The sequence below is a fragment of the Alistipes sp. D31t1_170403_E11 genome (assembly GCF_015553985.1).
Lineage (GTDB): Bacteria > Bacteroidota > Bacteroidia > Bacteroidales > Rikenellaceae > Alistipes > Alistipes montrealensis.
Genome location: NZ_JADNHQ010000001.1, coordinates 390567 through 413714 on the forward strand (window position 1 = coordinate 390567; position 23148 = coordinate 413714).

Consider the following 23148-nt stretch of genomic DNA (forward strand, 5'->3'; position numbering starts at 1 on the left):
CATCGTTTTGCCTGCGGGGTGTGTCTATTATGCAAACTAACCTTTCTAAAAATATGAAAAGAGCTACAATTCTTTTTACGGCGTTGTGCCTGACGCTGGGCGCGGCAGCAGCCGGCAACCCCAAAGCCGACCCCAAGGCGGTCGTCGAAGCGGGGAACGCCCGTTTCACGGTGCTCACGCCGCAACTGATCCGCATGGAGTGGAGCGAAGACGGACGTTTCGAGGACCGCGCCACGCTGACGTTCGTCAACCGCGAAACCCCGGTCCCTGCCTTCAGGGTCCGCGACACGAAATCGAAAGTGACCATCACCACCCCGGCCCTCACGCTCACCTACGTCAAAGACGGTAAATTCACCGATAGGAACCTGAAAGCCGTCTTCCGGCTCAACGGTAAAGAGGTCGTCTGGACCCCCGGCCTGGAAAACCCGCAGAACCTGATGGGCACGACCCGTACGCTCGACGGCTGCGACGGCCGCAATCTGGGCCGCGAACCGATGGAGCAGGGACTCCTGTCGCGCGCAGGCTGGTCCGTGGTAGACGACAGCCGGCGGCACGTGCTGACGCCCGACGGTTCGAAATGGAAGGAGTGGGTGGAAACCCGCCCCGAGGGCGACCGCCAGGACCTCTACCTCTTCGCCTACGGCCACGACTACAAACAGGCGCTCGCCGACTTCCAACTCGTCGCAGGCCGCGCGCCGCTGCCCCCGAAGTACACGTTCGGCTACTGGTGGAGCCGCTACTGGCAGTACTCCGACAACGAGTTCGTCGACCTGGTCGGGAAACTCAAATCGATCGACATCCCGATCGACGTACTGATCGTCGACATGGACTGGCACGAGACCTGGGGACTCCGGAAGAAGAATCCCGCCAAGGACGAATACGGACAGCGCATCGGCTGGACTGGCTACACCTGGCAGAAGGAGCTGTTCCCCTCGCCGGCGAATTTCCTGAAATGGACCGAGACCGAAGACCTCAAAGTGGCGCTCAACCTCCACCCGGCTTCGGGCATCCAGCCTTATGAGGCTGTTTACGAACCCTTTACCAAAGAGTACGGATGGACCGGGAAGGGCAAACCCGTGCCGTTCCACATCGACGAGCAGAAGTGGGCCGACGCCTATTTCAAGACCGTGCTGAACCCCATGGAGCGCCAAGGCGTCGATTTCTGGTGGCTCGACTGGCAGCAGTGGATGGAGTCGAAATTCACTCCGGGGCTCTCGAACACCTTCTGGCTCAACTACACCTTCTTCCACCACGCCGAACAGCAGAACCCCGCCCTGCGTCCCTTCATCTACCACCGCTGGGGCGGACTCGGCTCGCACCGTTATCCGCTGGCCTTCTCGGGCGACACCTACGCCAAATGGGAGACCCTGGCCTTCCTGCCCTACTTCACGGCCACCTCGTCGAATGTCAACTACGGCTATTGGGGCCACGACATCGGCGGGCACATGTTCAAAAAAGAGACGAAGGAAACCGATCCCGAACTCTATACCCGCTGGCTGCAGTACGGCGTCTTCACCCCCATCTTCAAGACCCACTCCACGAAAGACCCGCGCATCGAGCGCTACCTCTGGTTCTTCCCCGACCACCTGTTCGTCATGCGCGACGCCATCCGCCTGCGCTACACGCTCGCACCTTATATCTACGCCGCAGCACGCACCAATTATGACACGGGCGTCGGCATGTGCCGCCCGATGTACTACGACCACCCCGAGCAGGACGAAGCCTACAACGTTCCCGAGCAGTTCATGTTCGGCGACGACATTCTCGCCACGGCTATCGTCGAGCCGGTCGACAGCGTCACGGGACTCGCTGCACGCAAAATATGGTTCCCCGAAGGCAACTGGTACGACTGCGCCACGGGGGCGATGTACCAAGGAGGCCGCACCGAAACCCTGCATTATACCCTTTCGGAAAATCCCTGGTACGCCCGGGCCGGAGCCATCCTCCCGATGAATCCCGCGAACGTGAAAAACCTCCAGCAGCCGTGCGACACGCTGGTGCTGACCTTCATCCCGGGAGCCGACGGGGAACTCAGCCACTACGAGGACGACGGCGTCAGCCAGCAGTACACGACCGCCTACGCCGTCACGAAAGTCACGAAACACCAGGAAGGCAACACCGTCCGCGCCGTCATCGCACCCCGCAAAGGCTCTTACGAAGGAGCTCTGGCCAAACGCAGTTATGAACTGCGATTCCCCGCCACCTTCCCGCCCGAATCGGTGACGGTCAACGGCCGGGAGATTCCCTACGCCCGCTTCCCGAAGGCCGGCCAGTGGACTTACGACGCCTACACGCTGGCCCCGGTCGTCTACACGGGCGAAGCGGCCTGCGACCGTCCGCTGGAGGTCGTGCTGACTTTCAGCGAGCATGCCGTGACGCATCAGGCCGATCTCTACGGCAAGAGCGGCGTTTTCAAACGCTGCGTCGACCTGACCGTCGAATTCAAAACCGAACAAGGAAAGGTGGAGCCCTACCTGATGCTGCCCGTCGAATACCTCAACGTATCGCAGTGCCCGAACTTCATCCTCGAAGACCCGTTCCGCATCGCCGACTACCTCGCAGCCTACGAGAAAAACAAGTCGGTGCTGTTCGACACCACCGACAGGATGACGATCATCGGCGACAATTTCAAAAAACGCCTGCGCGAAGTGATCGGAAGCGTGAAATAACCGCGCACCTGCATAGAAAATCCCCGGAAGTTCATTCCGGGGATTTTTTATTTGAAGGTGAGATGAACCGCTACACGAAGAACGCAATCGCCGAAAGCAGTTTGCGCAATTCGGCCAGCGCTCCCGAGATATGATACTGCACGGTCTTGGGGCTGATATTGAGCGCCTCGGCAATATCGTTGTAAGACATATTTTCGTAACGGCTCATGCAGAACACCTTACGCCGCTGCTCGGGCATATTGCTCACCGCCAGGTCGATCATCTCCATCAGGTCGTTCGTCGATACGCGGTCGTCGGTATCGGCAGGCGCTTCCGTCCCGCCCGCCACAGCCTGGGCCTGGTATTTCGACTCCACCTGCCGGTGTTTGAAAGCATTGAAAATGGCGTTGCGCGTCATCCGGAAAAGATACCCCTTGAACGACATGACGTTGCCCACGGTCTTGCGCTGTTCCCACACCCTGAGAAAAATATCGTGTGTAATATCCTCTGCCTCAACGCTATCTCCGAGCAGCCGGAACGCAAAGTCCCGTACCTTCGCGGCATAACGCAGGTAAAGGATATCGAGAGCCTCGGTATCCCCTTCCCGCAGTTTCCGCAACAGGATATGTTCGTCGCTATTCATGGTCCGTTTATGCAAATATAGATTTAACTCCAAAGAATCAAAAACCTTTTCGAATTATTTTTTTATTTATTCACGACTATTTTATAAAATATTCACGGTTTTCACCCCGTCCACCATGGCTCCGAACGGCTCCAACGCGCAAAACAGCGGCCATGCAAAAAAAATGTAAAAAATATCGCCGGACAGACTGGCATCCTGCCGCCGAAAGTTGTCTTATTAATAGAAACGGATCCGAAAAAATCGTTTAACCCGAAAAAACCTAACATGAAAAAACATCTACTACTCCTACTGACACTCGTATGCGTGTGCCTGGCAAGCAGTTGTAAGGACGAAGATGAGGCGGCTCCCGACAGTGTGTACATGTACAGCACGACGGGAACGGTGGATGCCGCCGCCGGCACGCACTCCGTGACGATCTTCACCACCTGCGCCTGGACGGCCTCCGCAGACACCTGGATCACCGTCGACCCCGTCGCCGGCGGCGAAAAAGGCATCCATGTCGTGAAACTCGGCTACACGGCCAATCCGTCAGCCGGTCCGCGTACCGGAACTGTCACGTTCAAGGCCGGAACCTATACGGAGACCTTCACGCTGACACAGAAACAGTAACTGTCCGCAGGCAGCATAAACCCCAACACGCCCGGCTACCATGAGCAAACAGCAGCGCAAACAAATCATCGACTACATTTTCAACAATCCGAATGTTCCCGCAGAAATCCGCCGGGCATTCGAAGAGTGGATGCTCACCCGTGAAAACGAGGCCGAGATCGACGAAATCCTGTTGGAAATGTGGAACAGGCATACGGCCGACGCCACGATCGAAGAGACCCGGCTGGGCCTCCAGCGGCTCCATGCCGCGATCAAACCCGGACGGGTCCGCATGCTGGGACGCCGCATACTGCGCTACGCCGGCATGGCCGCCGCTGTCCTGCTCATCTTTGCCGGAGGTTACTACTTCGCCGCACGGACCGTCCGGCCCGCCGAAGAGATTACCCTGCTGACGGCCAAAGGCAATGTCGGCGAATTCACGCTGCCCGACGGCTCCCGTGTCTGGCTCAACGGCGAAAGCCGGCTGAAATACTCGGCGGAGTTCTCCGGCCCGACGCGTGAAGTCGCCCTCTCGGGCGAAGCCTTCTTCGAAGTCCGCAAAGACTCCCTGCGGCCGTTCCACGTCAACATGGACAACCTGCAGGTCGAGGTCCTGGGAACGTCGTTCGACGCCATCGGTTACTCGTTCGGGTCCCACCAGGAAATTATCCTCAAAACCGGATCGGTCAAAGTCTCCGGCGCTGACCTCGGCAAACCCGTCCTGCTGCGGCCCGACGAAAAATTATCGTTGGACACCCGCACCCGGCAGGTCACCGTCCGGCAGGTCGACGCCCGGAACTATTGCAGTTGGTTCGAGTCCCGCCTGATCTTCGACAACACGCCGCTCGCAGATATCATCACCAATCTCGAACGCAGGTACAACGTCGAAATAGCGCTCTCTTCACACATCCGCGTCGACAAACGGCTTTCGCTGGTCGTCTACCACGAACCGTTGGAAGACATCCTGGATGTCATGGCCACACTCATCCCGATCCGCTACCGGATCGACGGCAACCAAGTGCTGATAACCAAGAAGTAAATTCCTGAAACAACGAGCTGCCATCCCAGCCGGCGCCTCCCCGAAGAGGTTCCGGAATACCCTTCATTTGAACTGAAAAACCGAAAAACACCCAATTACCATGAATGAACCCAACGTTTTAAAACGGATTTGCCGACGCCTCTGCGCCGTCATCATCCTGTGTGCGGTGTCGGCCGTCCCGGCTTCAGCCCAGGTGCCGAACGTCACCCTCGAGGCGAAAAACGTCACCGTCAAAGAGCTCCTGCGGCTCATCGAAGCCAACAGTCCCTACACGTTCGCCTATGCCGACGCCGACATCACCCCCGGGAAACGGGTCTCGGTAAAGGCCGAGAACCGGAGCATCGAATCGATCATCGCCGAAGTCCTGCCCGAGGTGAATGTCGAGATTAAGGGACTGAAGATACTACTTACGACCCGTTCGGGGGGGGGTAAACCCGCCGCCCGCAATGCCAGCGCCAGCCGGACAATCACGGGCCGCATAACCGACGACGAGGGCGCCCCGGTAGTCGGTGCGACCGTCATCCTCAAGGGCACAACGACCGGAACGGCGTCGGGTCTCGACGGCAACTATTCACTCAATATCCGGCAGAGCAACGCCGTACTCGAAATTTCACTCATCGGATACAACAAAGTCGAACTGGCCCTCGCCGACAACCAGACGCGGGCCGATGTCCAGCTGACCGCCGATGCCATCGCCATGGACAACGTCGTGGTCGTAGGCTACGGCGTCCAGAACAAACGCGACGTGACGACCGCCATCTCGTCGATCAAAGCCGAGGATTTCGCCGGCGTCCCCAGCTCCGATTTCCGCGACGCCATGGCAGCCAAAATGCCGGGCGTGCAGGTGCTCCAGTTGGGCGGCCAGCCCGAAGGCAACGTTTCGGTCCGCATCCGCGGCATCCAGTCCGCCACGTCGGGTAACGACCCGCTGTATGTCATCGACGGCATTCCGTGCGACGCCCGGGCCTTCGCCAACCTCGACGGCAGCGACATCGAGAGCCTCGAAGTGCTCAAAGACGCCTCAGCGGCAGCTATCTACGGTTCGCGCGGTTCATGCGGCGTGATCCTCATCACCACCAAACGCGGCCAGAGCGAACACCCCGTCGTCAGCTACGACGGACAGTTCAGCGTTTCGAACGTCACCAAAACGATGGAAATGCTCGACGCCTACGAATTCGCCCAAATCTTCAAGGAAGCCCGCGACGGCGCCTACCTGTTCAACGTTCCGACCGGTTCGATCGACGATCCCTACGAGAGCCGCCCGCAAACCTACCACCGCGTCGACCCGCTCATCACGGCCTACCTGCAGGACAAGACCGGCACGATGGTCAACACCGACTGGCAGGACGCCATCTTCCGCACGGCCTACTCGACCAAACATTCGCTCTCGATATCGGGCCGCACCAAGAGCATCAACTATTTCGTCGGCGCCAACTACCTCTACCGCGAAGGCACGATCATCGGTTCGGACTTCGAACGCTACGGGCTGCGCGTCAACCTCGACGGCAAGCGCAACCGCCTGAAATACGGAGTCAGCTTCTCGCCCTCCTATTCGAAGTCGAACTACGTGGACGCCGACGCCCAGTACGGCGGCGACGGCGTGATCGCCTCGGCGCTGATGGCGCCCCCGGTTTTCCCGGTCTACAACTCCGACGGCTCCTACAACTGGGATATGAACGGCTTCCTGCGCATCAATACGTGGGACACCCAGACCAACGAGGTGCTCAACCCCGTGGCGCTGGCGCTCGAAATCGACGACATCCGCGAAAAACTCAACATCCTGGGCAACGTCTTCGCTTCCTACGAGTTCATCAAGGGCCTCGAATACAAAATCACGGCCGGCGGCGACTACTACTCTTACATCCGCAACTACTACCGCCCCTCCTCGCTCCCCTTGCGCGGTTACAAATACCTCGACGCGCAGTCGACCCCGTCGGCTAACTATTACAACAACAACTATTTCCACTGGACCCTCTCGAACCAGCTCTCCTTCAACCGCTCGTTCGGCGACCATACGATCAATGCCGTAGCCGTCTACGAAGCCGAGAAATACACCACCCAGACGGCACAGATCGTCTCGACGGGCACGATCGGCGACGACAAGATCCGGTCCACCAAGGGCAAAACCATCGACCAGGACAACACCTACAACAACAAGTACGCCTATACGTTCGCCTCGTGGCTTCTGCGTGCGCAGTACTCCTACAAGGGGCGTTACATGGCTTCGGTCTCGGTCCGCGGCGACGGCTCGTCGCGCTTCGCCCCCAACACCCGCTGGGGTTACTTCCCTGCGGCAAGCATCGGCTGGCGCATCAGCGATGAAAACTTCATGCGCGGCATCAAGTGGATCGACGACATGAAATTCCGCGCCAGCGTCGGCCAGACGGGCAACGCCCAGATCGGCAACTCGGAATACCTGGCGCTCTACGGCACGACGAACATCGACCTGGGCAACGGGCTCACCTCGCAGGTCTACCCCAAACAGATAGCCAACAACGACCTGGGCTGGGAGAAGAATACCCAGTACAATGTCGGTGTAGACATCAGCCTTTGGCGCGGACTGCTCGGGCTGAACGCCGACTACTACTATTCGAAGACCACCGACATGCTTTTCGACGTTCCCGTCTCGTCGGTATCGGGCCTCACGACCTCGAACATGAACATCGGTTCGATGCAAAACAGAGGTGTCGAATTATCGCTCTCCTCGCGCCGCACGTTCGGCGACTTCTCCTACGCCGTTTCGGCCAACTGGTCGCTCAACCGCAACAAGGTGCTGAGCCTCGGCGACGAAAACGCCGACATCATCAAGGAGTCCTCCTACGCCGGCGGCTACTACATCACCCGCGTCGGACAGCCCGTCGGCTGTTATTACCTGATGGTCCAGGACGGCATCTTCCACAACCAGGAGGAGCTGGACTCCTACCCGCATTTCGACACGGCGCAGGTGGGCGACTTCCGTTTCGTCGACGCCAACGGCAACGGCATTCTCGAAAAAGACGCCGACCGGGTGATCGTAGGCAACTACATGCCCGATTTCTACTACGGATTCTCGGTGAACCTCTCCTGGAAAGGCTTCGACCTCGCCGCAGCGTTCCAGGGGGTCTACGGCAACGAAATCCTCAACCTCGAACGACGCTACCTGCTCAATATGGAGGCTTCGTCGAACATGATGCGCGAATCGCTCCAGCGCTACCCCTACGGCGAACTGAACCGCGCGACCCGCAAATCGAGCGGTAACAACGGCGCCTGCACCTCGACCTTCCACCTGGAGGACGGCTCCTACCTGCGCCTGCAAAACCTCTCGCTGGGCTACACCTTCCCCGACAAATGGACCCGCCGGGCCGGAATTTCGAAACTGCGTATCTATGTGCAGGGCAGCAACCTCTTCACCTGGACCAACTATTCGGGCTACAACCCCGAGGTCAACAAGCGCGCGGCAGACGCCCTGCGCCCCGGCGAGGACTACTGTTCCTACCCGCTTTCGCGCACGTTCAGCGTCGGCATCAACTTTAACCTGTAATTTCAAAGACGAAGATTATGAAACTGAAATACTACCTCGTTTTCACCGCTTTCGCGCTGAGTTCGTGCGGCGAAGGCTTCTTCGAACAGTACCCCAGCAACGACATCACCGAAGGCAACTTCTACAAAACCGACGATGATTTCAACCAGGGCGTCGTCTCCTGCTACGCCAAACTCAAGACAATGATGAGTTTCCACCTCACGGAGATCGGTTACCGCAGCGACGAGAACATCCTCGAATCGATGGCCGTTTCGACGCAGGACCGCTACGACATAGACAATTTCATCGAGACGGCGAGCAACGGCATCCTGAGCGACATCTGGGATGCCTGGTACAACGGCATCTACCGCTGCAACGACGTACTCGACCACATGCACGGCGTGCAGATTCCCAACTACGACAAATACCGCGGCGAATGCCTCTTCATGCGCTCCTGGTGGTACTTCAACCTCTACCGCACGTTCGGCGTGGTTCCGATCGCCCGCACGGTCGTACCCCCGGCTGCGGCCAAACTCATCCCGCGCTGCACCGAGGCGGAGATGTACAGCCTGCTGACCGAAGACCTCGCCGAGGCCGCACGCCTGCTGCCCGCGACCCGCGGCGCCGAGACGGCCCGTGTGACCGGTATCGCGGCCTACACGCTGCTGGCGAAAGTATATCTCACGTTCGGCAAGCACGCCGAAGCCAAGACCGCACTCGAAGAGGCGATGAAGGCCACGGGCTACGGACTGGAATCCACGACGAAACGGGTCTTCGACATCAACAACAAGATGAACAAGGAGGTCATCTTCGCGCTCTACTACAACAAGACCAACGACAACGGACACGGTTACTGGTACAGTACCAATACCGATGTAATGGCCGACATCCGCAACCCGACCCCCGAATTCAAGGCGATTTACGACGAGACCGACAACCGGCTGGCGCTGATCAGCACCTACACGAAGATACAGAGCAACCTCTTCGCCATGACCAAGTGGTACGACACCTACGACGCTACCTACAATACGCAGGTAGGCAACGACTTCCCGCACCTGCGCTATGCAGACATCACGCTGATGTACGCCGAAGCGCTCGCCGAAACGGACCTGCCGACGGCGCTGACATGGCTCAACAAAACCCGCACCCGGTCCGGACTCGACGAACTGACCTCGGACGACGTGAAGACCAAAGCCGAGTTTATACGCGAACTGGCCGCCGAGCGCGGACGCGAATTCGCCCTGGAAGGCCACCGCTGGTTCGACCTCGTGCGGCTGGGGCTGGCCGTGGAGCATTTCCGCAACCTGGGTTACACGCTCGACGCCCACAACCTGATCTTCCCCATCCCGCAGAACCAGATCGAGATCGTGAACAACCCCTCGATCCTGTGGCAAAACCCCGGTTTCTAATTCATCAACCCTTAAAGTCAAAACAAGCATGAAAAAGATAATCAACCTGTTGCTGGCCACAGTCCTCACGGCGAACCTCGCAGCGTGCTGGACCGAGGACATTCCCGAGGCGGGTGCGGCGCGTCACCAGGTCACCGGCCTCACGGCTACGCCGGGCGATGAAGAGGTACTGCTCTCGTGGAGCATGCCCGAAGGCTGGAACCCGACGGACTTTATCGTCTACTACACCGACTCCGATTCGAAAACCGTGACCCGGCGTACGGGCGGCCCGATGAACTGCACGGTAAACGGGCTTACCAACGGCACGCAGTACACATTCTACGTGCAGGCCGTCTACGGCGAAAACATCTCGAACTACGTGGGCATTACGGGCAAACCGTCGACCACGCGGTTCCCGGTCACCGACCTCGCGGCCGAAGCGGGCAACGCCTACGTCACGCTCACGTGGTCGAAACCCGCAACGACGGTGCTCTCCTATACGCTCTCCTACTACAACGAAGACGCTACCGGCGACGTGACGGAACAGCCCATCGACAAGGATGCGACCACCATCACGCTGGACAACCTGGTCAACGACAAGAACTACTACTTCTCGCTGGTGGCCAACTATGCCAAGGGAACCTCTGAAGCGGCCACCATCAAGGCCATGCCGACCCAGGCCGTCCCCTACACCCTCGACCGCGACAAGGCAGCCAAGAATCAGCCCATCACCTTCACGTTCAACACGGCGGATTACCCGACGGCCACCGATGTCAAATGGACTTTCCCGGGCGATGTCGTAAAGCAGGGCACGGTCGTCAAATACGGACTCGGATCGATCGGCACGCAGACCGTGAAACTGAGCGCGACCATCAACGGCAGCGTACGGAGCTGGAACCTCGAAGTCGAGATTCGCGAATACGTCGTTTACAGCACCGACTGGGCGCAGGACGGCTCGAACTACAACGGTTTCAAAGGCACTTGTCCGGTATTCTCGCCCGACGGGAAAACCGTCTACATCATCACGTTCAACAAGGTGGCGGGCCTGTACGCTTTCGACCTGGCCACAGGCAGCGAGAAGTGGCGTTACGTCCCGGCAGCCAAGTCGAACAGCTACAACATGCTCACCGTGAACCCTGTCACCGGCGACATCTATTACGGAACTACCACCGCCGGGCAATTCTATGCCGTGACCGCCGAAGGTCAATTGAAGTGGACCTTCACCGAGGCCGGCTCCATGCAAAGCTGCTCTCCGGCCGTCAATGCCTCCGGAAGTGTCGTTTACATCAGCGACGCCACGGGCAACACGTTCGGGATCGACGCTTCGTCGGGATCGAAAATCTGGTCCTATGCAGCCGGCGCCAAAGGCTGCGGCCTGCTGGTCTTCGCGAACGAACTGCTCGTCGGCACGACCTCCAACGCCATCTTCCTCAACGCCGAAACCGGAGCGGAGATCGCCAAAGTCGCACTGGGCTGCACGATGGTCGACAATACGGGTTTTGCCGTCAGCAACGACAAGACACTGGCCTATTTCGGCGCTAAATCCGGCTACATCGGGGCCGTCAACCTGACTTCGCGCACCATCCACGGCCGCCTCCTGGCCGGAGGCGGCAATGCCACGGCCAACGACATCTACGAACCCGTCGTAGCCCCCAACGGCTCGGTCTTCGCCGGATCGAAGAGCGGCGAGGTGTTCAACGTGAAGGGCGACCTTTCGGCCAAAAACTGGGAATATGCGCATACCCCCAGCGGAACCCCGCTCACCAACGCATTCAACTTCGCGCACCCCTGCGTCGACTCCGAAAACCGATTCTACATCACGGCAGGACAGGCTTCCAACGTCTCCTACATTTTCGATGCGAACGGCAACGTCCTCGACTCGTGGAGCTACGAGGGCAGCGATACCAACCAGAAACAGATGGGCGGCAACAACTACCTCGACGGCGTTCTCTATTCGGCGTTCATCGGCAGTTCCTCGAAAAACGGAATCTTCGTCGGCAAATACGTCGGAGGCGAACGGGCTTCGAGCTGGAGCACCCACGGCGGGGACCTCTGCGGCTCGTGCTGCGTAAAATAACCGATTCGGGAGGCGCCGGCCGCACCGGGGCCTCCCTTTACATCCCTAATCCGTAACCGCAATGAAAAAACTTATAATCCTCAGCATGGCCTTTCTGCTGATAGACTCCGTTTCACAAGCCAAATATCCGGTCGGCATCTCCCTCAGCATGCTGAAAACACCCTCCGCGGAGGGACTCGCGCAAATCAAGGCCTCCGGGGTCGATCACGTCGAAGTCGTCTTCAACTACTTCTGGCGCAATGCCCCCGAGAACGAATGTTACACCCGGGCCTACCGGGTCAAGGCGCTGCTCGAAGAAGCCGGGCTCAAAGTCTGGTCCTGCCACCTGCCGTTCAGCCGCCAGCTCGACATCTCGGTGACCGATCCGGCGCTGCGCGAGCAGAACGTCGTGCTCATGGAGCGGATGATCCGCCTCGCGTCGATCTTCGGCCCGCAGCGTCTCGTGCTCCATCCCAGTTCGGAGCCGATCACCGACGAAGAACGGGAGACCCGCCTGCAGAACTCGGCCAACTCCATCGGCCGCCTCGCGCTGGCCGCCAAAGAAATCGGCGCAGTGCTCTGCATCGAGAACCTGCCCCGCACGTGCCTGGGCCGCGACTCGGGCGAACTCATGCGGCTCATCGCCGACTACCCCGAAGTCATGGTCTGCTTCGATTCGAACCACCTGCTCAAAGAGGAGCATGCACACTTCTTCGAGACTGTCGGCAACCGCATCGGCACGATCCACGCTTCGGACTACGACCGCAAGGACGAACGGCACTGGCTGCCGGGTGAAGGCGTCATCGACTGGCCCGATTTCCTCCGCCGCCTGCAGGCTTCGGGCTACAAGGGAGTCTTCATGCACGAAGTCCGTGCCGGGGAGGCCGCCACACCCGAAAACATCGTCAAAACCTATAACGAGGTAATACTCGGCAACAAGAAAAAATAACCGACAAAATACACTGCCATGAAATACGGACTGCTGAATAAAATCCGGCCGATGCTGTGGCTCGGCCTCTGCGCCGCCAGCCTCGGTGCGGGGTGCTCGAACGACGACTCGGGCGAAACCTCGGAACTGGCCGCCAAAGTCACCCTGACACTTTCGAAATACTACAACGACCAGGGCGCGACATCGCTCGTCACGTGGAAAAGCTCCGACCGGGGAGCCGTCTTTGCCGTCAAACACGGCGTGGCGGAGCCCGCCTACGCGGCGCCGATCCTCCCCGGATCCCAGAAGTCGCTCTTCCTCTTCACGGTCGACGCTCCGGCGCATGCCGATGCGACGCTCGTGGGCTTCTACCCTTCCGACGCGGCCCTCGCGTGCGAAGACAACACCCTGAAGGCGACCATTCCCGCTACCCAGAGCGGCAGCATCACGCCCTGCCTCGTCGGCAAGGCCACGGCCCGCGCCAACAGTTACGAAGGCTACGACATCGAACTCAAACAGCTTTTCTGCACGATGTACGTCAGCGTCAAAAAGGGAAATTACTCGATCAGCAAGGCCGTCGTCAAAGCCAACGGCGGCGAAACGATTGCCGGGGATATTTCGATCGGCATCGACGACGGGTCGGTCAGCGCATCGGCGCAGACGATCACCGTGACGCCGCCTTCGCCCATAGACTGCACCGGCGAAGCCCGGCTGATTCCGGTAATGATAGCCCCCGTAACGCTCTCACAAGGGTATACCGTGACCCTCACCGACACCGACGGCCATTCGTTTTCGGTCGGTTCGACCGATCCTGTGACGCTCACGGCCGGTGACAAGATCGAGACCGACGACGCCCGTTCGACAGAGGTAACCGAACTGATCTTCTGCGGCGACAACATGGTCTACATGATCGATGCGGGATTGGCCGACGAAACGGGCTACAAAAATGCCGTCACGTGGAGTTGGGACGCCACCACCGCAGCAGAGACGCTCGGGCTGGCCGCGTCGCGCTGCAACCACCTCGACGACTGCAAGCCCGTCGACAACGGCAAAAAGCTCCTGGTCACGAGTTCCTACAACTGGTGCGCGCTGCTCGACATCGCAACCGGGGAGGTGCTCTTCCACACCACGGCAGCCCCCAACGCCCATTCGGCGGAGATGCTCCCGGACAACCGCATTGCCGTAGCCTGCTCCGAAGGCAGCGGCTCCAACAACAACAAAGTCCAGGTCTACGACATCGCGCGCCCGAACCTCGTTTTGTTCCAGTCGGAACTCGGTTCGGCACACGGCGTAGTCTGGAACGAAACGACCCAGCGGCTTTACGCCATCGGGGGCCAGAGCCTCCAGATTTACAAGCTGAAAGACTGGACGGGCGCAACGCCTTCGCTCGAACTGGAGAAAACCGTACAGACGCCTTACGGCGGCCTGCACGACATGTCGCTGGTCAACTCCAACACGCTCTGCATCGGCGGACGCCGGGCATACCTCTACGACATCGGCGCCAACCAGTTTACCGAAATGACGCTCTTCGCCAGCTCCACCGCCATCAAGTCGATCAACTACAACGACGACACGGGCGAATTGTGGTACACCGATTCGACGATTCCGGAAGGTTCGCAGTCCTGGTCGACACAGACCATCCGCTATGCCGCCGACCGAAACGGCTCCGCCGCGACGCGTACGATCAAAGTCCCCGACCTGGATATGTACAAGGTCCGCGTCATGAGCTGGTAAGCCTCACCCAAAGCCCCCACCCGGCTAACGGAAACGCCGCCCGAACGTTACAACGTTTCGGACGGCGTTTCTCAATTCGGGTACTCTGTTATCGCTTTGTTTTCCAACTCTTGCGCATCCGCGATTCGATGCCCGGCGTCGCGTCGAGCGCAAGGGCCTCCACGAGGTCGTCCCACGACTCCGCGACCCAGCCGACACGCTCCCGGCAATGTTTCAGCACCTCCACGGCCCAGACCTTCACCGCGACTTTCGCCTCCGGATCGACCGCCCATTCGGCAGCCGTCTCCGCAATCCTTTCGAGAGCGTCGCCATCCGGTTCATAACGTTCCAGCAGGTCGGCCATGATCTTCCCGAAATGACGCCGCGCGCTGGCATTGCCGCACGCCGGGAAATCGGTCCGGCAAAAGGCATCGGCATACGGCAGAAACGAACCGGGCGAAGCGAAGTAGATGCGTTCGAGCACATAAGCACCCCGGAACAACACTTTCCGGCGTACGGGCTTCGGCAACTCCGGGTGCGGCGAAGTAGCCGTCTCATACAGCAACGCAACAGCATCCGCATCACGGACCAGCCGGGCCGTTTCATCGGCAAAATTGCCGTAAAACCGCTCCGACAGGAGTTTTATCAAGGCTTCGCGCGTCATAAAGATTCCGATTTGCCGTCAGAGCAGGTGCGGTTCCGGGCTTCGGGAAGCAGGCCGCCGCTCCAACCGCGATTTATCGTCACGACAAATCTCAGAAGAGTTTTTTCCTGGAAGTGGTCACCACAAAGTCTTTCAGGTAGAAAGGCTCGAAATAAGCGATGTCCACCGTGCGGCCTTCGTCGAGCGCCTGCTGGGCCAGCCGCGCAAGTCCGCGGGCCGACGGGGTCACCTCGACCAGCGTCGCATCGGGCAGCACATCGGCACACTTGCGGGCTCCGCTGCCGAAAATCACGAACGGGCGTCCCTGCCCGCGAAACGCCGCAAAGCTCTCCGTATCGATCACTTCGGCCGAAACCTCGCTCTGCGGTCGGCCGTCGGCGTCGAACACCTGCGCATAGACCTCCATGCGCCGCGCATCGACCATCGGGCACAGATAAGCATTCTCCCAGCCTTCGACCGAAAGAATCCCCGCCTCATAATCTTCGCAGGCCACCTCGGCCAGTGCGTCGAGCGACCCTACGGCCACCAGCGGCTTCTGCAAACCGTAACAAAGCCCTTTGGCGAACGATACGCCGATACGCAATCCCGTGTACGACCCGGGCCCCTTACCCACAGCCACGGCATCGAGATCTTCGGGAGCAATCCCCGTCTCGCGCAGCAATTCGTCGACGAACACGCCGACCTTGCGGGCATGGTCACGCCCCTCGTCGCTCTCGCGCAATGACAGCAGTTCGCCGTCCTTGGCGATCCCCACGGAACAAACGTCCGTTCCGGTTTCAATGCAAAGAATCAAAGACATATTTTTATTGTTTATCTATAATCCCAAAGTGCTCCAGCGCCTTCCGGATGCCGTCGTCGTCGACCGATGCGGTAATGTAATCCGCGGCATTCAGCGCCTCGTCGCAGGCATTGCCCATCGCGACACCCACACCTGCGGCCCGAAGCATCGCAACGTCGTTGCCGCCGTCGCCGAAAGCCATCGTTTCGTCGTGTGCAAACCCGAAATGGGCCGCAAACTCCGCCATGCCGGTTCCCTTGTCGACACCCCGCACATTGATATCCGCGAAAACCGGACACCAGCGCGTCGCCACGAGCGACGGCAGTTCGGCCATTACCCTGCGCTCGGTCTCCGGGTCGAAGAAGAAACACATTTGGCAGCACTCGCAGTTTTCGAACAACTCGTAGAGGTTCGTTTCGACCGGCATGGGATGGGCCACCATCCGCGACCACTCCTCGGCGCCGGGCGACAGGCGATTGACGAACAATCCCTCGTTCAACTCGAAGGCCAGCGAGAATCCGTACCGGTCGGAGAGCTGCATGGCACGTTCGAAATCGGCCCGCGGAATCGGATGCCGGGCCACGACCCGCCCGTCGCGCATCAGGCAGTCGGCTCCGTTCAGAGCCGCCACCCCGTCGTAGGGAATCTCCCCCAACTCCCCGAGGTCGCCGGCTGCGCGTCCCGTAGCGATGAAGAGTTGCACACCGCGCGCATGGGCCTGCCACAGCGCTTCCAGCGCCGAAACAGGTACTTCGTGGGTCTTGAAACTGATCAGCGTTCCGTCCACATCCAAAAATATCGCTTTCGTCATAAGTGTCTATCGGTTTCTCTATCCGCCGTCTTCGCAACGAATTATTTCCTATACGTTTTCATCGCCTTGTCCATCTCCCGTTTGGCGTCGTTCTCCTTCAGGTATTCACGCTTGTCGTACGACTTACGGCCACGGGCCAGCCCCACGACGACCTTCGCCAGACCGCGCTCGTTCAGGAACAGGCGCAGGCCCACGATCGTGAGCCCCTTGTCCTGTGAAGCGCGCTGGAGTTTGTCCAGTTCGCGCGCCGTAAGCAGCAGCTTGCGGTCGCGGCGCGGGACGTGGTTGTTGCAGGTTCCCCAGGCATATTCGGAGATATTGATGCCGCGCACCCACAGTTCTCCCCGGTCGAAATAGCAGAACGTATCGACCATCGAAGCCTTGCCCGCACGGATGGATTTGATTTCCGTTCCGACGAGCACAATGCCCGCAACGTACTCTTCCAGAATCTCATAGTCGAACGTCGCGCGCTTGTTCCGGATATTTATCTTTTTCTGTTCACTCATAATACTCAAAAACGGCACACAAATTGCAATTTTAACAGCAGGGGGTGGGAATCGGTCAAGGTAACTAATTCTTTTATCTTTGATATGTTTTACACATCTTTCTGTTTATTTTCTGTTTGCACACGGTATGCGCAGTGATGCGTGTACGACCCGAGACCCGCCCCTTTTTTTAATAAAAATTCCTTATCCCGAGTCCCCCTTTGACAAAGGGAGATTTAGAGGGAATATTAATATAAATCCGGCATTTTCAATGCCGCAACCCGCATTTGACGGGCAAAACAGCCAAAAACCATCCTATAAATCCAGCTCAGCCCGCCGAATGCGGGTTATAAAATCAGTCGTTGTATTTTCTTTGCAATGGATACTTTCACCTTGTTGTAATTGGACAGGCGCTGCACCACGTCGCGCATCTCCTCGTCGGTGATCTCCTCATCGCCGAGCCGGCTCTGCAACTCCTTGATCAACGCATCGACCACCTTCGACTTGTAGAGCGTCACGGCCTTCGGAACACCCACGGCCAACATCTCGGCATCGCTGTCGATGTGTATCTCCTTGCGACGCCACAATTCGCTTGCCACATAGTTGTCGTCCGAGGTGAGGATGTCCACCGACATGTTGCACACCTCGGGATCGATGTGGTTCAGGAAGACATGCGCCGGAACCTCCGTCCCGGTCCCCAACTGCGCCCACTGCTCACGGTAGGCGGCCATGATCTTGTTGTAGACGGGATTGCGGAAGACGATATTGTCGTCGTTCAACTCCGCGAAAATCACCTCCGCGACGTTGCACGCCACCATCGTGCGTCCCTCCTTGAAATCGAACGAGCAGTGTCCGTATTTGAGCAGGTATTTCACGATCTCGCGTTCCAGCGTCTCGAAACTGCTCCCCGCCTCGACCTGCTTGACAAACTCCACTTCGGGCTGCTTCGCCTCCCGTTGTTTGAGCGTCGTCTGGCGCCGCAGGAATTCATCCGCCTCGCGGTCGCCCGACGTGGTCATACGCTTGCGCGCCACCTCCGAGATCAGAATCTGCTCGTCGATGTCCATGATCCGCGCGCACTCCTTGATGTAGACCGAACGCTGGATCGGGTCGGGAATCTGCGACACCGACTGCACCATGTCGGCGATCAAGGCCGCCTTTCGGATCGGATCGCCCTCGGCATCCTTCAACAGCAGTTTAGCCTTGAATTCGAGAAAGTCCTGCTCGTTGGCGCGGATGTACTCCTGCACTTCGGTTGCCGTATGGCTGCGGGCGAACGAGTCGGGGTCCTCGGGCTCGGGCAGCAGCACCACGCGCACGTTCATACCCTCCTTGAGGATCATGTCGATGCCGCGCAGCGAAGCGTGAATACCCGCCGAGTCGCCGTCGTAGATCACCGTGATGTTCTTCGTAAAGCGGTTCAGCAGGCGGATCTGCTCCGTCGTGAGCGACGTGCCCGACGACGACACGACGTTCTCGACTCCCGCCTGGTGCATCGAAATCACGTCGGTGTAACCCTCCACCATGATAGCGAAGTCCTGCTGCTGAATGGCCTTCTTGGCGAAATAAAGGCCGTACAACTCGCGTTTTTTGCTGTATATCTCGCTCTCCGGGGAGTTCTGGTATTTGGCTACCTGCTTGTCCGTGCGCAGCGTACGGCCGCCGAACGCCACGATGCGGCCCGAAATATTGTGCACGGGGAAGATCACGCGGTCGCGGAAGCGGTCGTAGAGCGAACCGTCGCTCTCGCGCTGCAGCGAAAGGCCCGTCGAAACGAGGAACTCCGCCTTGTAACCCGCAGCCATCGCATCCTTCGACATCCGGTCGCCCTTGGCCGGGCAGAACCCGAGGCCAAATTTCTGGATCGTGGCGTCGGTCATCCCGCGCTTCTGGCGAAAATAGGCCAGTCCCACGCTCTGGCCCTCGGTCTCACGTTGGAGGTAGTTGGCAAAATACTCCGCGGCCCAGCCGTTCAGGGCGAACATCGACTCACGGTCGTCGTTGCGGCGCACCTCTTCGTCGGTCATCTCCTTCTCCTTGACCTCGATGCCGTAACGTTTGGCCACCATCTTCAGCGCCTCGGGATAGGTGATGTTCTCATGCTCCATCAGGAACGTCACGGCGTTGCCGCCCTTCCCGCATCCGAAACATTTGTACACTCCCTTCGAAGGCGAGACGACGAACGACGGGGTTTTCTCGTTGTGGAACGGACAGCAGGCCTGGTAGTTCACGCCCTTGCGTTTGAGCGTGACGTATTCGCCGACGATATCCACGATATCTGCGGCGGCGTAAATGCGGTCTACTGTTTCCCTGTCGATCATAGCGTACAAAGATACGGAAAAATATCAAGAATGTTATCGGACATACGCCACAGCCTGCGATTTCCGTTCTATATCCGAAAAAATATGTAACTTTGTCCTATGGATTTCAAACTCGTATCGGACTACGCCCCGATGGGCGACCAGCCGGAGGCTATCGAACAACTCGTGAGTTCGATCGAACACGGTTCGAAGCACAACACGCTGCTGGGCGTGACGGGCTCCGGAAAGACGTTCACGGTGGCCAACGTCATCGCACAGTTGAACCGTCCGACGCTGGTCCTGAGCCATAACAAGACCCTCGCGGCACAGTTGTACGGGGAGTTCCGCAACTTCTTCCCGGAGAACGCCGTGGAGTATTTCGTATCGTATTACGACTATTACCAGCCGGAGGCCTACCTGCCTTCGTCGGACACCTATATCGAGAAAGACCTTTCGATCAACGCCGAAATCGAAAAGATGCGTCTGGGCACGGTAGCCACGCTGCTGTCGGGCCGCCGCGACGTGATCGTCGTGTCGAGCGTCTCGTGCCTCTACGGCGCGGGCAACCCGGCGGATTTCCACGCCACGGCCATCAACATCAAGGTCGGGCAGGTCGTGAGCTACAAACATTTCCTCTACAAACTGGTCGAAGCGCTATACACCCGCACCGAACGCGACCTGGAGCCGGCGACGTTCCGCGTGAACGGCGACACGGTGGACATCATGGCGGCATTCGGCGAGTTCGGCAACCAGTGTTTCCGCGTGATGTTCTTCGACAACGAGGTCGAAGCCATCCAGTCGATCGACCCCGTCACGGGACAGCGCATCGCCTCGCTCGACAGCATCACGCTCTACGCCACAAATCTTTTCGTGACGACCAAGGAGCGCATCAACGCCGCCGTGCAGCAGATTTACCTCGACCTGGGCAAACAGATCGAGTTCTTCGAGCGCGCCGGACGCCCGATGGAGGCGCAGCGCATCAAACAGCGCGTGGAATACGACCTGGAAATGATCAAGGAACTGGGCTACTGCCCCGGCATCGAAAACTATTCGCGCTATTTCGACGGCCGCGCCGCCGGAACGCGCCCCTTCTGCCTGATCGACTACTTCCCGAAGGACTACATGATGGTCGTGGACGAGAGCCACGTCACCCTGCCGCAGGTCCACGCCATGTTCGGCGGCGACCGCGCCCGCAAAGAGAACCTCGTGGAATACGGCTTCCGCCTTCCGGCCGCCAAGGACAACCGCCCGGTGACCTTCTCGGAGTTCGAGCAGTTGCAGGGCACGTCGATCTATGTGAGCGCCACGCCCGCCGACTACGAACTGATGAAGAGCGAAGGTGTGATCGTCGAGCAGTTGATCCGCCCCACGGGCCTCGTGGACCCGCCGCTGGAGGTACGCGTGACGCTGAACCAGATCGACAACCTGATCGAAGAGATCGACAAACGCGTGAAAAACGACGACAAGGTGCTCGTGACGACCATCACCAAACGCATGGCCGAGGAACTTTCGAAATACTTCGACCGCGTGGGCGTGCGCAACCGCTACATCCACTCGGATGTCGACACGCTGGAACGCATCCAGATTCTGGAAGACCTGCGGGCCGGAATGTTCGACGTGTTGGTGGGCGTGAACCTGCTGCGCGAGGGCCTCGACCTCCCCGAGGTGGCGCTCGTCGCGATCCTCGACGCCGACAAGGAAGGGTTCCTGCGTAACGTCCGCTCGCTCACGCAGATCGCCGGACGCGCCGCACGCCACTCGCAGGGCAATGTGATCCTCTACGCCGACACCTGTACCGATTCGATGCGCTACGCCATCGAACAGAGCAACCGCCGCCGCGAAAAACAGGTGCGCTACAACATGGAGCACGAAATGCTGCCGCGGCAGGCGCAGAAGAGCGGCTCGGGACAGAGCGCCCTGCTGGCAGGCCGCATCGACACTTCGGAGATCGACATGACGACCTACCCCATTGCCGAAGACCACTACGCCACGGCGGCCGACGTGCAGAAGAACTACACCGCCAGCCAGAATATCGACGCACTGATCGACAAGGCGCGCGAGGACATGGAACGTGCCGCCAAGTCGCTGGACTTCCTCGCTGCGGCGAAATTCCGTGACCGGATGTACGAACTCCAGAAACTTCGGGAGGAGAACCGCAAGAAATAAAAAAGGACCGGAATCCGGTCCTTTTTTATTCCAGTTTTTCAGCGTGCCGGAAGGTGAAATATTTCGCGGCGAAGAAGCTGTACACCGTAGTGACGCACGTCGCCAGCATCTGCGAGGGCGTAGCCCAGACACCGCAAACCTCGACAAAGAATTTCAGGCAAAAGTAGTTGACCACAACCGAACCCGCAACCGACAGGAGGTAGCGGAACAACTGGGTTCCGGAAGGAATCGGCGAACGGCGGAACGCCACGTTGCGATTGAGCCAGAATCCCGCGAAAAAGGTCAGCGGAAAGGTAATCAGCATCGCTGCGACATGCGGCGAAATAGCTATGAACCCGAAATCGAGCAATTCCTGATCCAGTACGAAATTGTAAACGAAGAAGTAGCAGACCCAACTGAAAACGACGTTCATACCGCCGCAGACCGCATAGCGGAATACCCGCCGGGGCAGAATCGCAGCGACGGGGCGAATATAAAACCAGTCGATCGCCTTGGCTATCAGCTCCGCAACAGTCATCAACGGGCAGTATAGGTCCACATGCCGGAGAAAACGTCACCCTGTTCACGGATAAAATTCGTGCACATCGCAACTTCGTCCGACGAGAAAGGGGAAACCATGTATTTTTTCCCGAAATAGTAAATCCGGCAGCGGAATACAGAGTCTTTGGCCACGGCTTCCTGCGCAGCTCGAACCGCATTTTCCGGGGTGCTGAAAACCCCCAGCACCACATAATGACGGCCCGGAAGCAATGCCATCGGCGTTTCCGACACCTCGTATTTCTGTTCCGGCATCGTCCCCGAAACAGCGTCCGCCGGTAAAACCGGCTCTTCGGCCTTCGGCAGTTCCACGGCCGGGGTCTCAGCCAGGGCATCGGTCGCTCCCCCGGCAACCGGCAGACTGTCGGGAGCAGCCGGGACCTCCGCCACAGCAGCCGTCTCCGTCTCTTCGGGATAAAGCAGCAGGAATTCCCGTCCGCCGTAAACGACCGCGACCAGGATCGCCGCGACGCCCACCCACAACGGCCAGTCGAAACGGCGCTGCACACGAATCCGCACAGGTTCGTGCCCCTGCGGATTCAACCTCAGGTCGAATGCCTCGTCGAGGATGAAATTCTTGAATTTCAACTCCCCGACGCCTTCGACAGTCAGCAGGTTGACTTGATGGACCCGCTCGATCCAACGCTCGTAAACGGCTTGCGCCTCGGCTTCAGGATCCTCGTATTCACCGCTTTCGAGCAGGACACGGGCAATCTCGTCGACCAGCGACACGCCCCGCTGCTGCGAGGTGAACGCCACGGTGCGACACGGCGGCAACACGGTGCGCCGGCTGAGCCGTTTCGCCCCCTGACGCTCGGTGTAGAGCGACCCCACGCCGGGAAAGTAAACCTCCCCTACGCCGGCCAGCAGGTTGCCGACAAGCCTGCCTATCTGCTCTTCCATCG

17 protein-coding genes are annotated in these 23148 nt (G+C 59.1%); 9 read left to right on the forward strand and 8 right to left on the reverse strand.

The annotated features are described in order from the left end of the window. Positions 1 to 53: 53 nt before the first annotated feature. Complete coding sequence (locus I2E69_RS01515) at positions 54 to 2669, forward strand: glycoside hydrolase family 31 protein (protein ID WP_195458383.1); 2616 nt, start codon at positions 54 to 56, stop codon at positions 2667 to 2669. A gap of 70 nt (positions 2670 to 2739) precedes the next feature. Here the strand turns inward: I2E69_RS01515 and I2E69_RS01520 are convergent, their stop codons facing one another. Further along, entirely contained in the window at positions 2740 to 3291 is a 552-nt protein-coding gene (locus tag I2E69_RS01520) for an RNA polymerase sigma-70 factor (protein WP_195458384.1), read from the reverse strand. Positions 3292 to 3555: 264 nt separating this feature from the next. Here I2E69_RS01520 and I2E69_RS01525 point away from each other — a divergent pair, with 264 nt between their 5' ends. From I2E69_RS01525 to I2E69_RS01555, 7 genes are all read left to right on the forward strand, one after another. Beyond that, positions 3556 to 3900, forward strand: a complete 345-nt coding sequence (locus tag I2E69_RS01525) for a BACON domain-containing protein (protein WP_195458385.1) — start codon at positions 3556 to 3558, stop codon at positions 3898 to 3900. Positions 3901 to 3940: 40 nt separating this feature from the next. Further along, on the forward strand, positions 3941 to 4918 hold the full coding sequence (locus I2E69_RS01530) for a FecR family protein (protein WP_195458386.1): 978 nt from the start codon (positions 3941 to 3943) through the stop codon (positions 4916 to 4918). Positions 4919 to 5018: 100 nt separating this feature from the next. Next, positions 5019 to 8438, forward strand: coding sequence for a SusC/RagA family TonB-linked outer membrane protein (locus tag I2E69_RS01535; protein ID WP_229095321.1), 3420 nt, complete (start codon positions 5019 to 5021; stop codon positions 8436 to 8438). A gap of 17 nt (positions 8439 to 8455) precedes the next feature. Continuing rightward, positions 8456 to 9826, forward strand: a complete 1371-nt coding sequence (locus I2E69_RS01540; RefSeq protein ID WP_195458387.1) for a RagB/SusD family nutrient uptake outer membrane protein — start codon at positions 8456 to 8458, stop codon at positions 9824 to 9826. 28 nt (positions 9827 to 9854) lie between these two features. Then, the gene (locus I2E69_RS01545; RefSeq protein ID WP_195458388.1) at positions 9855 to 11882 is read left to right on the forward strand and encodes a fibronectin type III domain-containing protein; all 2028 of its coding nucleotides are present in this window, start codon (positions 9855 to 9857) and stop codon (positions 11880 to 11882) included. A gap of 61 nt (positions 11883 to 11943) precedes the next feature. Continuing rightward, complete coding sequence (locus I2E69_RS01550; protein WP_195458389.1) at positions 11944 to 12810, forward strand: sugar phosphate isomerase/epimerase family protein; 867 nt, start codon at positions 11944 to 11946, stop codon at positions 12808 to 12810. An 18-nt stretch (positions 12811 to 12828) separates the two neighbouring features. Continuing rightward, positions 12829 to 14523 (forward strand): DUF6528 family protein, encoded by a 1695-nt coding sequence (locus I2E69_RS01555; protein WP_195458390.1) that lies wholly within the window; start codon positions 12829 to 12831, stop codon positions 14521 to 14523. 88 nt (positions 14524 to 14611) lie between these two features. On the opposite strand, the gene I2E69_RS01560 is transcribed toward I2E69_RS01555, so the two are convergent. The 5 genes from I2E69_RS01560 to dnaG form a co-directional block, all read right to left on the reverse strand. Beyond that, positions 14612 to 15166 (reverse strand): hypothetical protein, encoded by a 555-nt coding sequence (locus I2E69_RS01560; RefSeq protein ID WP_195458391.1) that lies wholly within the window; start codon positions 15164 to 15166, stop codon positions 14612 to 14614. Positions 15167 to 15257: 91 nt separating this feature from the next. Next, the gene (gene tsaB, locus I2E69_RS01565) at positions 15258 to 15965 is read right to left on the reverse strand and encodes a tRNA (adenosine(37)-N6)-threonylcarbamoyltransferase complex dimerization subunit type 1 TsaB (protein ID WP_195458392.1); all 708 of its coding nucleotides are present in this window, start codon (positions 15963 to 15965) and stop codon (positions 15258 to 15260) included. A gap of 4 nt (positions 15966 to 15969) precedes the next feature. Beyond that, entirely contained in the window at positions 15970 to 16755 is a 786-nt protein-coding gene (locus I2E69_RS01570; protein WP_195458393.1) for a Cof-type HAD-IIB family hydrolase, read from the reverse strand. 41 nt (positions 16756 to 16796) lie between these two features. Beyond that, positions 16797 to 17261 carry an SsrA-binding protein SmpB gene (gene smpB / locus I2E69_RS01575; protein WP_195458394.1) on the reverse strand — a complete coding sequence of 155 codons (465 nt, stop codon included), beginning with the start codon at positions 17259 to 17261 and terminating at the stop codon, positions 16797 to 16799. 326 nt (positions 17262 to 17587) lie between these two features. Then, on the reverse strand, positions 17588 to 19561 hold the full coding sequence (dnaG, locus tag I2E69_RS01580) for a DNA primase (RefSeq protein WP_195458395.1): 1974 nt from the start codon (positions 19559 to 19561) through the stop codon (positions 17588 to 17590). Positions 19562 to 19660: 99 nt separating this feature from the next. On the opposite strand from dnaG, the gene uvrB reads away from it, so the two are divergent. Continuing rightward, on the forward strand, positions 19661 to 21706 hold the full coding sequence (gene uvrB, locus I2E69_RS01585) for an excinuclease ABC subunit UvrB (protein ID WP_195458396.1): 2046 nt from the start codon (positions 19661 to 19663) through the stop codon (positions 21704 to 21706). Between the two features lie 25 nt (positions 21707 to 21731). On the opposite strand, the gene I2E69_RS01590 is transcribed toward uvrB, so the two are convergent. Both I2E69_RS01590 and I2E69_RS01595 read right to left on the reverse strand, forming a co-directional pair. Then, on the reverse strand, positions 21732 to 22223 hold the full coding sequence (locus tag I2E69_RS01590; protein WP_195458397.1) for a GtrA family protein: 492 nt from the start codon (positions 22221 to 22223) through the stop codon (positions 21732 to 21734). Beyond that, positions 22223 to 23146: a hypothetical protein gene (locus tag I2E69_RS01595; RefSeq protein WP_229095322.1), complete on the reverse strand. Its 924-nt coding sequence runs from the start codon at positions 23144 to 23146 to the stop codon at positions 22223 to 22225. The genes I2E69_RS01590 and I2E69_RS01595 overlap by 1 nt, the downstream gene beginning before the upstream one ends. Between the last annotated feature and the right edge of the window lie 2 nt (positions 23147 to 23148).